The following is a 15,116-nucleotide window of genomic DNA, read 5'->3' on the forward strand; positions in this document are numbered from 1 at the left end:
GCACCCCGTTACAACAGGGTAATCTTTTACTGTATTAATATTAGGTTGTCTGTAATAGTATAGTCGATATTGGCCATCAGCTTCAGTTGCTGCATGATATTCTGAATACTGTTGTTTCTGAAAGTAGCGGTAAACCTATGCTTCAGCAATGTCGGATCTTTGACTTCAAAGCGTACTGCATATTTATGTTTCAGCACCTGTAATACCTGCTGTAGATCAGCGTCCTGGAAGGCAAATTCTCCCCTTATCCAGGCTGTTGTGGCGGCTGTATCTATCTCCTGCCTGGTGATTGTCCCTTTATATTTATTAATTACTGAACCATTACCGGACGTCATTTCAAGCCATGGGCTTATTGTCAGCAAATTTTCCAATGCGATCTTGCCACTGTTCACTGATACGGACGCATGCTTTTCGTCCCTGTAATCCCTTATTGAGAATGAAGTACCTAATACGCGTACTCTTACCTGCGGTGTTCTTACTATGAACGGATGTCCGGCATCTTTTGCTATATCAAAATAGGCTTCTCCATCTTTGAGATATACCACACGTTCCGCTCCTTCAAAATTTTCAGGATAGAGCAATTCACTTCCGCCATTTATGATGATGCGGGTACCATCTTTTAATGTTACCGTACTGTGTTTGCCGTCAGGCACTTTCATCGTATGGAAACGCTTAGCGGACTCCCTGTTCTTTTTACTCCAAAGACCGGTACTCTTCTTTAACACCAAAGTGCTGCCTACTACGAGAACAAGAATAGCGGCATATTTACTTACTGCTCTCCACCGGGCCAGGAATAATACTCTTCCGCCAGGGTTTGCAGTTTGTTTCAAACGGGTCAGTGCTGCATCAATTTCCTCTTCCGGCAATTGAAAATTTCCTTTCTGTAAATAGTCTTCCACAGGGAATAACGCCGCATGCTCCTCTTCCGTAAGAGCAGACAATGCATTGTGTAACTCCTCTTTTTCAGCGGAAGTCAATTTACCTGATCTGAAATCTTCTAATTTTTTCCGGATGTCCTGTAAGTCCATTTAACTGACTTTGTTTAGTGTTTATTAAGAGAACCACAAAACAAGGTTGTTGCCGTCAGGCTGTAAGGTTAAGGAATTGTTACCAAAGGAAAAGTAAGGTGGCAAGGCGGGTGCGGAGGGTACGAAGCACTCTGCCGATGTAGCGTTCTACAGTTTTTTCGGAGACGCCTTCCTGTAATGCGATCTCTTTATAGGTAAGCCCTTCTTCCCTGTTCAGCAGATAGAAACGACGGGCGGCTTCTTCCTGGGTATTAATAGTATGGTCGATGATCTGCTGTTGTTCTTTTACTTCCATATGATTGATAACAGCACTTGTCTCAATATAGACGGTGGCATATGCATCCTGCTGCTTCTTTTCTTTCAGGACCAGTTTCAGGTGATCAAGGAAACAATTCCTCGATATTATCAATATATATCGCAACATTTCTTCCTCCCTTTCAGGCAGCAGTTCCAGTTTCTGCCAAACCTTCAGGTAAGCTTCCTGTGCAAGGTCGCGGGCAAGTTCTTTATTGTTGCTGATCTTTTCCAGGTATGCGACCGTATTAGGATAGGTACTCTTAAATAACCTGTCGAAGTATATCTCAGGGTCATAGGAAGTACTATTTATATTATTGGATCGCATCTTTATTTAACCAGGTATTTACAGACAAAATTAAACCGCCTTTGTAAAGGCAATGTTAAGACTATTGAAACACAAGACCCTTCTGTCGGCATGATAGCTATTCAATACATTGACAATCATAACAGATACACTAATGCACGGGATTAGTTTTCAGGGCGCTAAAATAGATGCGCAATGTTAAGTTTACATTAAGTCATTGTTAACTTTAAGGCATATTTTTATGCCTATTAAGCCCGCGGGATTTTGCAAATGAGTTTGCGGCTGTTTATACTAGTAAAAAAAAAGCCCCGCTAATCAGCGAGGCGTTCGAATTTATTTCTGAGCATTTTTTATACTGTCCTTTCTGGCCTTTTCTTCACGTTTGGCCTTTTTCTTAAAGAACCCTCTCAACAGGAAATTGTGTTGCGCTGCCTCAAGGTCTTCGTTCAGCTTACCCGTACTGAGATTCAGGTTTTTCAACGCCGCTTTCAGATCTTCCCCTGATTGTGGATCATTCAGTAATACACCTACAGGTGAATTAGCTCCGTTCAGGCTTTCATTCAGCCCTTGTGTAGTGCTTTTCAGGTTGGATACCACTTCATTTGCATTGCCCGCTACATCTTTCATCTGAGCGACAGCAGAGCGGAGATTGCTGAATACCGTTGTATCGGTTATCAGATCGTTCGTAAGCGATCCTTCTTTACGCAGGCTGGCAGCATAGTCGGCCAGTCCGCGGGTGAGTCGTTCTGTATTGCTGGCAGACTTCTCCAGGGAAGTAACGGTCAATGCCAGGTTATTATACAGCGTTTCATCTGTCACCAGCTTGCCCAGTGAACCTTCTCCATCCACCATTCTCTTACTGAGTACCTTCAGGTTGCCGGTGATGGCCAGTAACTGTTTGTTGTTTTCCTGCAGGGTGGTCATGATCTCGTCAGGGCTGATATTCACAGCTACTTTGAGCTGGTCTCCGTCCTGGATACCTGGTACATTGTCGGAACCGCCAGCCAGTGCAATGATCTTATTCCCTACAAGACCATCAGAACCGACTTTTGCAAGTACATCCTTATGTATGAATTTGGCTGAACTCTCTTCAATGTTCAGTACCACTTCTATCTTATTATGTTCAAGGAAAGTGATCTTCTTTACGTTTCCCACTTTTACGCCCGAATACCATACGCTGTTGCCTGTTTGTACACCGCCGATATCATTAAAGACAGCGGTTACACGCACCGCCTTTACAAATGCCTTCTTTTGTCCGCCAAGTGTAAGTACGCCAACGATAACGATCAGCAAACCTATGGTTATAAAAATGCCTACGATAACGGAGCGTCTGTTGCTTGATTCTTTCATATCTTACTGTATAAAATTATAATCATAAAATTCTTTGATAAGGTCATCCTGCGTAGTGAATACCTCGTCAAAAGTACCCCGCTTTACAAATTTCCCTTCTTTCATTACCACGATCTTATCGCCGGTATCTTTAGCGCAGGTAAGATCATGTGTAATGATAATTGAACTGGTGTGAAAACGACGCTGTACCTCGTTGATCAGGTTATTGATCTCGGTACAGGTGATAGGGTCCAGTCCTGCTGTCGGTTCATCATATAACATAATGTCAGGACGGAGGATCAGTGTGCGGGCAATGCCTATACGCTTACGCTGTCCGCCCGACAGCTCAGAAGGCATCTGGTCAACTGTCTTTGCCAGGCCAACGGCCTCCAGCACGACAGTAACCATTCTCTTCACCTGGGCATGTGTGATATTAGGCGTATTCCTTTTAAGTGGGAAGGCCAGGTTCTCACCTACCGTCATACTATCATACAATGCACCGTTCTGAAAGCAGAATCCTACCTTGAGGCGCAATTCACGCAAGGCCACATTATCAAGCTTATCTACTTCCTGCCCCAGCACATTCACAGAACCGGAATCAGGTTTCAGTAAACCCGCTATGATCTTGATCAATACAGATTTTCCGGTTCCTGAACGTCCCAGCACTACTACATTCTCTCCCTTGTGCACATCGATATCAATACCACGCAGCACGTGATTACTTCCAAATGACTTATACAAGTTATGGATGTCAATCACCTTTTCGTTCATATTTATTTCCGGAGTAAATGACTTCATATTTTAACGGATAGAGTTGGCTATTTGAACAATAAATACCTCTTCGAGGAAGATCAGGAACATGGATATCACCACAGAGATGTTGGCAGCCTTACCAACCCCTTGCGTACCCTGGGTAGCATGATACCCCTGATAACAACTTACTACTCCAATTGTAAAGCCAAATACCACAGCTTTGATACCCGTGGTGATGAAATCGAGAAAGTAAATATTTTTAAACGCTTCCTGAAAAAAGCTGATAAATGAAGTCTGCTCATTGAGGTGGATATCGAGGAATGAACCCAGCAGTCCCACAAGACCTGTATAAGCCACCAGGATGGGAATAGAGATAGTGGTTGCCATTACCCTGGTCACTACCAGGAATTTAAACGGATTGATCGCAGAAACCTCCATCGCATCTATCTGTTCTGTTACCCTCATCGACGCCAGCTCAGCACCGATACCGGACCCCACTTTACCGGCACAGATCAGGGCTGTTACCAACGGGGCCAATGCCCTGATCACAGCAATTGCGATCAGCGAAGGTAGCCAGGAAGTAGCACCAAATTCTGAAAGGGAAGGTCTGGACTGTTTGGTAAATACAAGACCTGTAATGAATCCCGTCATTGTAATGAGGGCAAGGGATTTATATCCCACCTGAAAACACTGACGGATCACTTCACGTACTTCTATTGGGCGCTTAAAGGCCTCTGCGAAGATCCTGGCTATGAATGAGAAAATATTATAAATGTCTTTGAAAAAGCCATCAATGCCTTTTGATATGACTGGTTTCTCCGGTTGTTCGATATTTGAGTCCATTCGCAGTTTTTAAGGAATTGCTAATATAAGTAGCCTGACAGTTATTTACTAACTACAATTTTGGTTCTCATTTGTTAAACGAGGCCATGCACTTGTCAGCAATTCCAGGTAAAATTCCAAGATACGGACTTATCTGCAATGGGATTGCATATATAACTATTTAATAATAAAAATTTAAATACAGATGTCCTTTTAAGACAGGAGAAATGGTGTAACCTGTAGTCAAAGTTGCACAATAAAAACCGTTTTGTGCAACTTTGACTACGGCTCAGAAGCCGTTTTATCTTATTGACAATCAGCAACAATGACACACTTCGCATCAGGCCAATTGGTCAATGCCCCATTGTTTCATGATATCGTTGCTGAAGATATTTGCTACGGCAGGTTCTATGATCCTGGACCTGGCTATCAGGAACTTATCAAGACTGTTCCCATACATCCGGCGCAAACGTTCGGGAGCAATGGTGCTCATTTTACCCCAGTGAAAAGTGAAAGATATATTTTCCTGCTCCAGTTTATTCCAGACCGCATCGTAAAACCCAAGTGTTTCCGGTGTGAGAATGCCATCCAACTCCAGCACACATGTAACAGGTGCAAAACGGGTGAAAGCCATCGTAGCAGGAGAAGATTTCACAAAACGGAAAGCGAATAAGCCCACAAATGGCCCTGCCGATTCGTTCATTTCCATCAATACCTCTACCACGCGCTTCACGGAAGACAAGGGCAGCCCGATAGCTGCGCTGGCCAGTTTGCCCCGTAGTTTTGTATTATTAAAGATCTCACTCAGCCTCCCGAATTGTTTCTCATGCATGTTCAGGCTTGCTGTCAATACCTTGTTGACCATTAGAGGTACCAGACCTGGTACCACGCCAGCCAGCTTGCCTATATAACATGGGGCGTCATCACCGGGGCCAATACCGGCTGAATTAGGACCTGGCGCTGTGTAGTCACTCCGGTAAGGATGCTTGTACATTGTGGTCATGAAAACCCCGTTCTTCATATCATAAGGGTTAATGAGGATCTGCATATGAAACGGCCTTACGCCCGGATAAGGCAAGTGTGGATTGCTGAAATCCAGTTCACCCATCTGCCTGATCATGGCGTCATCATATGGCGCGCGGCGCTGGTAAGACTCCAGCAGGAAATCATCTTCCGCCTCTATGAGTGCTCCATGCACAAATCCAAGTGCGCCTATGTTCACTAATGCCGCATTAAATATTTCGTCGTCCCGCAATAATGTAGCGCCTAGTTTATCAGGAAAGGTATCCGACATTACGGGATAGGACTGCCGCTCAATCCACAGCTGTGTATCAGGGCCGGTGATGAGGTGCAATGCTACCACACTTTCCTGAATAGCGCCAAAGTCCAGTGCTGCGCCATGGGTCCCTGTAGCAATCGCTCCGGCAATGGTCTGACCGTTGCTGGCTCCTGTTGCAGAAAGGGACATTCCCAGGCCATGCAAGTGTTTGCTTAGCTCCCATACCCGATTGCCACACTGTGCCATACACAGATATTTCGGATCGCGGGGATACTTTGGTGATACACTGCCTGCTGACACCGGAAAACGGATATTCAATGGCTTTGTATTCAGAATGATGCCATTGGTGGCAGCAATAGGGCTAAATGACCAGCTGCCGCCCAGCGCCCGCAGTGAGGTCTTCGTTTGCATCGCTTCCCTGATGATCTCCTGTATCCCTTTGGTCGTATCGTTGTAGATATCCAATGCCCTGCCTGTAGTTTCATTTGCAAGATCATACAGGTCCTTTACCGGCTGTGTAAACGTGCCATGTTCATTGCTCCATGTAAAAGCACCGTTTTTAATAATTTTCATAGCGGATGAATGTTGGGGTGAAAGAATATAACAACTTACAAAGGATCTGTCTGAGGCTGACAGGGAGCTGCGCATTTCCATTCCAACGTCAGCGGACAATAGATCCCCAGCGTACAAACAGTCAGCAGCGCATTTCCGAAGTTGTTCTTAACAAGGACCTCTGCTACTCCATTCACACCCAGTGAATCGCATACAGGTGTATGGATCATCTGAGGTTTGTTAAGCAGGCCCCAGAAAAGACTGTAGGTCCTGACTTTGTTCAAGGGAGTAACACCGGTTGAAGGAAGCGCATGAGTAGCAACGCGGTAAGAGTAACAGCTACTTGCGCAGAATACCATAGCTATCAGTATAGCAGCTATGGTAATGTTGTGGAATTTGGGGCAACGCATAGCAATATTTTCTACTAAAATAGGAATAAAAAAGGAAACCCTTTTCTTAAGGATTTCCTTTTTTCTACTGTTACACAGTGGCATCTATCTGCCGTATCGTTCTATCTGTTGCTGCTGATGGTCACGGAAACACCCGTTACCTCGACCGAATGCAAAACGCATTAAAAACACGTTTGTTGCTATGAACAATACGATGACCATTATGGCGGCCACTTTGCTCATCGTAGCCAGTGCGGGTTTCTTTGAAAAACCTCCGAAGATGTAACCGATAATAAACACCATACTGGCGACGAACAGAATACGGATAATAATGATGAATGCAAGTCCCATAAGTTGATAATTTTATTTGTGATGATTAATTATTCCAGGCATCTGCAAACAAAACTACAGGTACATGCAGGCTTTTTAAGGACAGAGTAGATAAGAGGGGAAAGTGTTACGACAAGATGGGAATTAGCTTGATCAGTCTTTGGATAAATTAAGCATCCGGGTCACATTCTCTTTGTAGAATTCGCTCACAGGTATTTCCTTGTTGCCGATCATAACAAGGTCCCGCTTAACGGCAGTGATCTTCCTGGCTGCCACGAGGAAAGACTTATGTGTCCGTATGAATGCAGGAGGTGGCAGCTTCTCTTCTATCGCCTTAATGGTCATACGCGTAAGAACGGGTTTGGTTGACGATGACAGATAGATTTTGATATAGTCTCTCAAACCCTCAATATATTCGATATCTGCCACGACAATTTTCACTTGTACATATTCTACATACACAAAGAAGTCTTTAGGCACATCAGCAGCCTTGTGTTGTAAGCGGAATAATTCATATGCATGGTTGCACGCTCTCAGGAACCGCTCAAAACTGAAGGGCTTCAAAAGGTAATCCGCTACCTGCAATTCGAAGCCTTCCATAGCGTATTGCTCATAGGCAGTCACCAGTATGACCATCGGAGGCTGTGGCAATGACCGTAAGAACTGTAACCCGTTCAGCCGGGGCATCTGGATGTCCAGGAAGATCAGGTCCACCTGTTCGTGCTGCATTACCTCCATCGCTTCCATTGCATTCTTACAGGTCTTTATAAGCTGTAAAAATGGTATCTGCCGGATATTATCTTCCAGCAGTTCCCGCACCAGCAGTTCATCGTCTATGACAATACAGCGCATCATGTAAGGACCAAAGTTAAGGTAATATGAAAGAGGTTCTTTTCGCTCTTGACCATCAGGGAATATTTGCCTTTATACAACAATTCCAGACGCGACCTGACATTGGCCAACCCTATACCCGAGTTCTCATCTTTAGCTGTAGCATTCTCGTCGTCAAACCTGTTTTTTACATTAAAGACCAGCTGTCCCTTCTTTACCTGCAGATGAATATCTATTTGTGGTTGTAAGAGATAATTCACACCATGTTTGAAAGCATTTTCAACAAAGGGTATCAGCAGCATAGGTTCTAAGGTAAGGCCCTCTCCATCTTCTTCTATCTCCGTTACGCTGCTGACCATCACTTCACTGCCAAAGCGCAGCTTCTGTAATTCGATATAACTCTTCAGATATTCTACTTCCTTTATTAAGGACACCTTTTTTCCCTGTGTATCATACAGCATATAACGCATCAGGTCAGACAGCATGATGAGGGAAGATTCCAGCTTATCCGATTTCTTCCTTGCCAGAGAGACCAGGTTTGTCAGCACGTTAAACAGGAAGTGAGGACTGATCTGTGACCGAAGGAACTTCAGCTCTGTAGAAAGCTGTTCAGTTCGTCTTTTTTCCTTTGTTTTTTCTAACATAACTTTATCTGCCACCCTTCGATAAATGATACTGACAACGAAGATTCCTACAGATGGGCCAAAAACAAACTTATATGCAGTAACATCTTTCAATACATCAGGGAACCAGAAAGCCAGAACGTAGTATTTCAACCGGAACGATACAAACAGTAGCAGAACGGCTACGGGAACGTATAACCACCACCACTTCCTGTTCATCAAGCCCGGATAGAAAAGAAAAGCGTTACTATAAAAAATAGACATATGTATCAATACGGATATGGTAAAGAACAAACCGGGAAAAGGCCCTATCCGGTAATTACTGGCGGGAGTAGACACCAGGTAAGGCAGGAGCAGTAGCACGCCCCATATCAGGGCATGGATCCCTCCCTCTGTAAGGGCATATTTATTGTACAGTATCTTCATGATCTATCATACAAAAATAGCCAATTTAACAGCTATTTAACAGCGGGTATAGACAAGACGGGAATATGTGTAGATCACATAACCTTATATTCGTCTCATCATCATCCAATATACAATGAAGCACCTGCTTTATATACTCTTTGCTTTTTCCCTCTACGCCTGCTCTCCCAAACTTGATCAGGCGAGACTCAGCAACAACCGTTCTTACCGGGACACTACCTATATACTTGAGTGGAGCCCTGACCGCAAACTTACATGGGAAGACTTTAAGGGGAAGCCTGATCGTCACCTGGAATCAAACGTGGCAGCCAGATCATCCTGCCGGTTCGGTATACGAGTTGACACCAGTAATGCATCTAACGTTACCGTAGTAGTAACAAACGAATTCATACGCCATCAAAGCAGTGTGAGGGCTGAACGAAAAACACCCGCTTTACTGGCACATGAACAATTGCACTTCGACCTATGCGAAGTATATGCAAGAACATTAAGAAAACAGCTGGCCAATACGCAACTTAGCTTACACAACGCTAACAAGGTAGCTACAGATATTTTCCTGGAAGTATACAAAGCCTACAAAGAAAGGCAGTGGGCATATGATGAGGAAACACATCACGGACTGGAACCAGCTCTCCAACAACGCTGGGCACAAAACATCGAAAAGGAGCTGGCTGCACTCTCTGCCTATACACGCTGACAATCCTTGCATATTTTATTAACCTTGTTTAACATTAAAGCAAGGCATATTAACCTGCTTTCGCAGGTGGTGGCTCTAACTTCATACTTTTTAAGAAGAACTACCATTATGCGAAAACACTACTTATTATTGCTTATCGTCTGCGGCTTTGCACTCACCGCCTATGCACAAAAGATGGGTACCGTTAAAGGGACTGTTCTGGATACAATTACCGGCCAGCCAGTTGCATCTGCCACCATCACGCTCTTTAAAAAAGCAGATTCATCCCTGGTCAGTTTTACCATGACTGACACGAAAGGCTACTTTCAGCTGACCAGTATTCCCAATGGGAGCTACCGGCTGCTCATCACTCATGTGAAGTATCATAATACCGCCCGGCCGGTTGTTATTAGTGCCGGTAGTTCTGACATTCGCCTTCCTGACGTCGTACTTTATGACTTGAGCAGAACCCTGGAAGAAGTAGTGGTGAATGCAGAATCACCTCCCGTTACACTCCTGGGCGATACCATCCAGTATAATGCAGGATCTTTCAGAACACAAGCTAATGCGAGTGTGGAACAACTACTGAAAAAAATGCCTGGTATAGAGATCGATAAAGACGGAACAGTAAAAGCCCAGGGACAAAAGGTGAACCGGGTATTGGTGGACGGGAAAGAGTTCTTCGGTAACGATCCTAAACTGGCTACTAAAAACCTGCCTGCCGATGCTGTTGACAAAGTACAGGTATATGACCGCCTCAGTGATGCAGCTCAGTTAACCGGTTTTGACGATGGGAATAGTGAAAAGACCATCAACCTTAAACTTAAAGAGGATAAAAAGAAAGGCATGTTTGGGAAAGCTACTGCGGGTGCAGGAACAAGCGACAGATACGAAGGACGTTTTAATGTCAACTCATTCAAAGGCGCCAGGCAGCTTTCTGCTCTCGGCCTGGCCAATAACACTAATGCCGAAGGCTTTTCTTTTATGGACCTGATGAATTTCAGCGGTGAATTGAACCGCATGAATCAAAGCGGCAGCGGGAATGCCAGTTTTACCCTCAACGCCGACAATCCTATGAGCGCCTTAACAGGAAGTGGCAATAATAACGGCATCAAAACCATATGGGGTGGTGGTATCAACTACAATAACATCATCGGTAAGAAAACCGACTTCACGAGCAACTACTTTTATAACCGTTATAATCCTTACCAGGAAAGTTCCCTGCAACGCCAGTATTTCCTGCCTGATTCTTCCTACTTCTATAATCAACGGTCCACCACCGATAACCTGAATAATAGTCACCGGCTGAACCTGGGAGCGGATATTGCCATTGACTCTTTCCATTCCCTTAAACTATCATCTTCTATCGGTTACCAGGAAATACGTAATAAAAGTCATAGCGACTACGAGACGCTAACTGAAGACAGACAGTTAGCTAACCAGGGCTTCAGTAATAACTACTCCAGCGGACATGGTACTAACTTTCGCAATGACCTGTTATTCCGGAAGAAATTCCATCTTAAGGGCAGAACGCTCTCTCTAGGTTTACAAACCAGTCTTAACAACAGTGAAAATAACGGCAGCCTGCTCTCAGCGAACCAATTCTATAACAGGAACGGTTCTCAACCGGCCTACGACTCCATCAATCAGATCAATTCCATTCAGGGCGATCTTAAAAGCTATACTCTCCGCGCAGTTTACACGGAACCGCTGTTCAGGCATTCACTACTGGAATTAAGCCTGGGACGAAGTAATACCAGTAGCTCTTCAGATAAAATAACCTACGACTATAACCAGCAATCCAGCAAGTTTGATCAACTTAACGAAGCCCTGACCAATAACTTCGAAAACACTTACGGTTATACCAATGCCGGACTCCGCCTGCGTACGAAGCAAAAGAAATACAGTCTTGCCGCCGGCATCAACTGGCAGTATGCCACATTAGAAGGGAGTATCATTGCGGGCACAAAAGATTCTGTTATCCGTAAAACGTTCACCAACCTGTTGCCATCTCTCCGGTTTAAATATGATTTCACTCGTCACCGGCACCTGAATATCAACTATACAGGTATTACCAACCAACCCAGTGTATCGCAATTACAGCCGGTTCCCGATATCACGGACCCGCTTAATATACGGGAGGGCAACCCTTATCTGAAACAGGAATATACACATGCCGTACAGCTAAGCTATGTGTCTGTCGACCCATTCAGGAACAAGAACCTGTTTGCCTTCTTTAACCTGCAGGAAACGCAGAACAAGATCGTTGATGCACATGTGGTAGATACATCCGGCGTTAAACACACGATGCCTGTAAACGTCAACGGTGTGTACAATATGACAGGAAATATCAACTGGGGCCTGCCGGTACGGGCATTAAAAGGTACGGTCAATTTCAATGGCAACATGGGGTATAGCAAAACAGAACAGTTTATCAACATTGTATCCAACACCATCCATACGTTTACACTGGGGCCTTCTGCAAGGTTATTTCTAACCCCTACCGATAAACTTGACCTTTCACTGCGTGCAGGATTTAATTACTATAACACTACCTATTCCCTGCAATCAGCGCTTAATACCAGTTACTTTTCCCAGCAATATGAAGGAGAGTTCAACTGGCAGCTACCGGCCGATTTCCTGCTTAGCACCAGTTTTACCTATACCGTTAACAGTCAGCGTGCAGATGGTTATAATACAAGTGTTCCTTTATGGAATGCGGCTTTCAGCCGCCAGTTCCTACGGTATAAACGGGGCGAACTAAAGCTGAGTGTATCCGACATACTGAACAGGAATGTTGGTATTAGCCGCAGCAGCAATCAGAGTTATATAGAAGATAGCCGGGTAAAGAATCTTCAGCGCTTCTTCCTCTTAAGTTTTACTTATAGCCTGAACAAAAGTGGTTTGAGCAGAGCACGACCTGACGGGATCAATATAATAAGACGTTAGAAGATCCGTTCAACATAAAACAAAACGGCTCCGGAATAAGTATCCGGAGCCGTTACTATTTTCAGCATATTTTACTGGCCGATACGGATCACTCTTCCTCCTCCGTTCCGCTGCATTTCCGCCATTATCTTATCACGCTCTTTGTTAAACTCTTCAATGGTCACTCTTTTACCTTTAGATGGCGCTTTTACAACAGACACCTCCACATCTCCGGATATCTCTGTAGCCTTATAGACTGTACGGCCGTTATTGACATCTATACCAAGTATAAGTCCCGGTAACTGACCCTGGTATTCAGGACCTGCAGATACCGGAATAGCCAGCGTAAACCAGGCAATAATATTCGAAGTATCCGCTTGCTGCTCCGTTTTCATTTCGCCGTTCTCCATGGTCGTTACAGACCGTTTACCGATCACCTGCGTGATTGCCTGCTGGCAGGGGTAATTAAGAATGGTAGTGGTTTGTCCCGTTAATTTCCAGTTCAGCTTGCGCACGCTGTCTGCAATGATGTAATTCCTTGCGCCAAATTCACGTTGTTCCGTAATCTGACCGCTGGCCAGGTTAACGTATGTCACATCATCCGTACCGGCTGTGCTAATGCGGATGTGCATCCCCCCTCCTTCTTCCTGGAATTCGTCGGGAGTAGTCTCTTCTACCGCCTGGCGCAGGCATTGGTCGGCAGTAAATAAGACTTCCAGTTTACTGGTATGTGTACGGGGAAGTAGCTGCTCGGCCTCCGGTCCAGGTCCCATTCCCCTCATCCGCATCTGCATTTGTACAGTACGCTCATAACGCACCGTCCCCTGTTTCTGCTGGCCGTTTACAGTAAGTACTGCCAGTCCCATGCAAAATGTAAAAAATAGTCTTTTCATCTGTATACTTTTAAGGCAATAAAGCTATTCAGATCTGCCCTGAACACAGGTTAACATGACTTGATTTAATGTTAATTTAGGTTAATGTTCTTAGGCAGGGAAAAAGGAATTGATACATTTGCACCATAGCTATTACTAAACAACGTATCCAAGATGTCCATTCATGCGATATAAGCTCTCCATACCGGTCACCATTTTCCTGATTGCGCTAACGATCATCCTGATCACTGTGTTCCAGGTATACTGGCTAAATAAGAATTTCCGGGAAGAAGAAAAACTGTTCACCACACATACCAATATACTTTTCCGGGAGACTATCTTCCGATTGCAGGCGGCTAAGTTAAAGCTTGATTCAACGCTGGACATCCGGGTACACGACCGTCAGGGCGTAATGCAGATCTCCAACGTCTTACACGAGCGGTTCAGGGATTCTTCCGGCACTACACAACAATCGAATCGAACGATGGTAGTTGCGATGAGGAAACCAGGCATTGAAGCACCACGTGGCCGGGACACACTCAATATCCGGTTTCAAAGAGCACGTCCGACTGTCAGGGTCTTTAACTTCCTGACAGATGTAGATTCGCTTCGCGATTCCATTTCAATTAAAGAACTTACCACTGCGTATAACAACGCGCTCAGGAAGGAAGAAATAAAGACGCCATTCGTCATTCATAATATTCCTGCAGATACTTTGCGTCCCGGGGGGCTTCCTGTACCCGACGATCTTTATGGGAATGTGGTGACCATAGGTTTTACGAAACCTGTCAGTTACCAGGTGTTATTCCACAGCAATACCTGGTATCTGTTAAAACGCATCAGTCAACCCATTCTCATTTCTGTCATATTGCTAGGTATCACTATCTTCTCTTTCCTGCTACTTTACAGGAACCTTAAACAACAGCGGAAACTGGCACAGTTGAAAAATGATTTCATCAGTAATATCACACACGAACTGAAAACACCTATTGCCACTGTGAGTGTGGCCATAGAAGCACTCCGGAGTTTCGATGTGCTGGAAGACAGGAAGACAACCAATGAATATCTTGAGATATCAGCCAGCGAAATGCAGCGATTAGGCTTGTTGGTAGATAAAGTGCTGAAACTGTCCATGTTTGAAAATAAGGAGATCACATTAAGCAAAGAGCAGTTCGACCTCAGAACATTGGCTAATAGCGTAATGGAGTCCATGAAACTTCAGTTTGAAAAACATCATGCACACACTACACTCAAAACAACAGGAAATAATTTCATTATTACAGCAGATAAACTGCATATCACAAGTGTGTTGTATAACCTGCTGGACAATGCACTAAAATACAGCATCAATGATCCGGACATCCTTGTCCATATCATCGATCACGGACAGTACCTGGAAATACGTGTAACAGACAATGGAATGGGCATTGCAAAAGAATATACAGGAAAGATATTCGAGAAGTTCTTCCGTATACCTGACGGCAACCGGCATAATATAAAAGGTTATGGTCTGGGCTTGAGTTATGTATCACATATTGTAGCAAAACACATGGGCTTCATAGAAGTAGAGAGTGAATTAAGTAAGGGCAGTACTTTCTCTGTAAAACTCCCCTTTGCAGAAGCACCGGTTATCTACTATGATAAAAACCGTCAGGTTCACAGGGAAAAAATATGACA

General features: G+C 44.4%; 14 protein-coding genes. 3 read left to right on the top strand and 11 right to left on the bottom strand.

Translation table 11 applies throughout. The features are described from left to right. Window positions 1-26: 26 nt before the first annotated feature. From C7475_RS07265 to C7475_RS07310, 10 genes are all read right to left on the bottom strand, one after another. Window positions 27-1,028: a FecR family protein gene (locus tag C7475_RS07265; RefSeq protein ID WP_110052632.1), complete on the bottom strand. Its 1,002-nt coding sequence runs from the start codon at window positions 1,026-1,028 to the stop codon at window positions 27-29. Between the two features lie 79 nt (window positions 1,029-1,107). Next, window positions 1,108-1,650: a sigma-70 family RNA polymerase sigma factor gene (locus C7475_RS07270; protein WP_110052633.1), complete on the bottom strand. Its 543-nt coding sequence runs from the start codon at window positions 1,648-1,650 to the stop codon at window positions 1,108-1,110. Window positions 1,651-1,962: 312 nt separating this feature from the next. Then, a complete protein-coding gene (locus tag C7475_RS07275; RefSeq protein ID WP_110052634.1) occupies window positions 1,963-2,979 on the bottom strand; it encodes an MlaD family protein in 1,017 nt (338 codons plus the stop codon). A 3-nt stretch (window positions 2,980-2,982) separates the two neighbouring features. Beyond that, window positions 2,983-3,756: an ABC transporter ATP-binding protein gene (locus tag C7475_RS07280; RefSeq protein WP_233259781.1), complete on the bottom strand. Its 774-nt coding sequence runs from the start codon at window positions 3,754-3,756 to the stop codon at window positions 2,983-2,985. 3 nt (window positions 3,757-3,759) lie between these two features. Beyond that, window positions 3,760-4,554: an ABC transporter permease gene (locus C7475_RS07285; protein ID WP_110052635.1), complete on the bottom strand. Its 795-nt coding sequence runs from the start codon at window positions 4,552-4,554 to the stop codon at window positions 3,760-3,762. Between the two features lie 319 nt (window positions 4,555-4,873). Further along, window positions 4,874-6,385, bottom strand: a complete 1,512-nt coding sequence (locus C7475_RS07290) for an FAD-binding protein (RefSeq protein WP_110052636.1) — start codon at window positions 6,383-6,385, stop codon at window positions 4,874-4,876. Between the two features lie 35 nt (window positions 6,386-6,420). Then, window positions 6,421-6,774, bottom strand: coding sequence for a Bor family protein (locus tag C7475_RS07295; protein WP_146217502.1), 354 nt, complete (start codon window positions 6,772-6,774; stop codon window positions 6,421-6,423). Window positions 6,775-6,858: 84 nt separating this feature from the next. After that, window positions 6,859-7,104: a hypothetical protein gene (locus tag C7475_RS07300; RefSeq protein ID WP_110052638.1), complete on the bottom strand. Its 246-nt coding sequence runs from the start codon at window positions 7,102-7,104 to the stop codon at window positions 6,859-6,861. A gap of 132 nt (window positions 7,105-7,236) precedes the next feature. Beyond that, window positions 7,237-7,938: a LytTR family DNA-binding domain-containing protein gene (locus tag C7475_RS07305; RefSeq protein WP_110052639.1), complete on the bottom strand. Its 702-nt coding sequence runs from the start codon at window positions 7,936-7,938 to the stop codon at window positions 7,237-7,239. Continuing rightward, window positions 7,935-8,963 (bottom strand): sensor histidine kinase, encoded by a 1,029-nt coding sequence (locus C7475_RS07310; RefSeq protein ID WP_110052640.1) that lies wholly within the window; start codon window positions 8,961-8,963, stop codon window positions 7,935-7,937. The genes C7475_RS07305 and C7475_RS07310 overlap by 4 nt, the downstream gene beginning before the upstream one ends. Window positions 8,964-9,078: 115 nt before the next feature. On the opposite strand from C7475_RS07310, the gene C7475_RS07315 reads away from it, so the two are divergent. Both C7475_RS07315 and C7475_RS07320 read left to right on the top strand, forming a co-directional pair. Further along, complete coding sequence (locus C7475_RS07315; protein ID WP_110052641.1) at window positions 9,079-9,660, top strand: DUF922 domain-containing protein; 582 nt, start codon at window positions 9,079-9,081, stop codon at window positions 9,658-9,660. A 108-nt stretch (window positions 9,661-9,768) separates the two neighbouring features. Further along, window positions 9,769-12,588: an outer membrane beta-barrel protein gene (locus C7475_RS07320; protein ID WP_110052642.1), complete on the top strand. Its 2,820-nt coding sequence runs from the start codon at window positions 9,769-9,771 to the stop codon at window positions 12,586-12,588. A 71-nt stretch (window positions 12,589-12,659) separates the two neighbouring features. Here C7475_RS07320 and C7475_RS07325 read toward each other — a convergent pair whose 3' ends face one another. Continuing rightward, a complete protein-coding gene (locus C7475_RS07325) occupies window positions 12,660-13,460 on the bottom strand; it encodes a GLPGLI family protein (protein WP_110052643.1) in 801 nt (266 codons plus the stop codon). 163 nt (window positions 13,461-13,623) lie between these two features. Here C7475_RS07325 and C7475_RS07330 point away from each other — a divergent pair, with 163 nt between their 5' ends. Continuing rightward, a complete protein-coding gene (locus C7475_RS07330) occupies window positions 13,624-15,114 on the top strand; it encodes a cell wall metabolism sensor histidine kinase WalK (protein ID WP_110052644.1) in 1,491 nt (496 codons plus the stop codon). The last annotated feature ends 2 nt before the right edge of the window (window positions 15,115-15,116 follow it).

Origin of the sequence: Chitinophaga sp. S165, assembly GCF_003182155.1 — a bacterium.
Taxonomy (GTDB): Bacteria; Bacteroidota; Bacteroidia; order Chitinophagales; family Chitinophagaceae; genus Chitinophaga.

Excerpts from the sequence above, each read along its gene's own strand:
- C7475_RS07285 (WP_110052635.1), bottom strand. The coding sequence starts at position 4,554 with ATGGACTCAAATATCGAACAACCGGAGAAACCAGTCATATCAAAAGGC.
- C7475_RS07325 (WP_110052643.1), bottom strand. The coding sequence starts at position 13,460 with ATGAAAAGACTATTTTTTACATTTTGCATGGGACTGGCAGTACTTACT.
- C7475_RS07320 (WP_110052642.1), top strand. The coding sequence starts at position 9,769 with ATGCGAAAACACTACTTATTATTGCTTATCGTCTGCGGCTTTGCACTC.
- C7475_RS07275 (WP_110052634.1), bottom strand. The coding sequence starts at position 2,979 with ATGAAAGAATCAAGCAACAGACGCTCCGTTATCGTAGGCATTTTTATA.
- C7475_RS07270 (WP_110052633.1), bottom strand. The coding sequence starts at position 1,650 with ATGCGATCCAATAATATAAATAGTACTTCCTATGACCCTGAGATATAC.
- C7475_RS07295 (WP_146217502.1), bottom strand. The coding sequence starts at position 6,774 with ATGCGTTGCCCCAAATTCCACAACATTACCATAGCTGCTATACTGATA.
- C7475_RS07300 (WP_110052638.1), bottom strand. The coding sequence starts at position 7,104 with ATGGGACTTGCATTCATCATTATTATCCGTATTCTGTTCGTCGCCAGT.
- C7475_RS07310 (WP_110052640.1), bottom strand. The coding sequence starts at position 8,963 with ATGAAGATACTGTACAATAAATATGCCCTTACAGAGGGAGGGATCCAT.
- C7475_RS07290 (WP_110052636.1), bottom strand. The coding sequence starts at position 6,385 with ATGAAAATTATTAAAAACGGTGCTTTTACATGGAGCAATGAACATGGC.
- C7475_RS07315 (WP_110052641.1), top strand. The coding sequence starts at position 9,079 with ATGAAGCACCTGCTTTATATACTCTTTGCTTTTTCCCTCTACGCCTGC.
- C7475_RS07330 (WP_110052644.1), top strand. The coding sequence starts at position 13,624 with ATGCGATATAAGCTCTCCATACCGGTCACCATTTTCCTGATTGCGCTA.
- C7475_RS07265 (WP_110052632.1), bottom strand. The coding sequence starts at position 1,028 with ATGGACTTACAGGACATCCGGAAAAAATTAGAAGATTTCAGATCAGGT.
- C7475_RS07280 (WP_233259781.1), bottom strand. The coding sequence starts at position 3,756 with ATGAAGTCATTTACTCCGGAAATAAATATGAACGAAAAGGTGATTGAC.
- C7475_RS07305 (WP_110052639.1), bottom strand. The coding sequence starts at position 7,938 with ATGATGCGCTGTATTGTCATAGACGATGAACTGCTGGTGCGGGAACTG.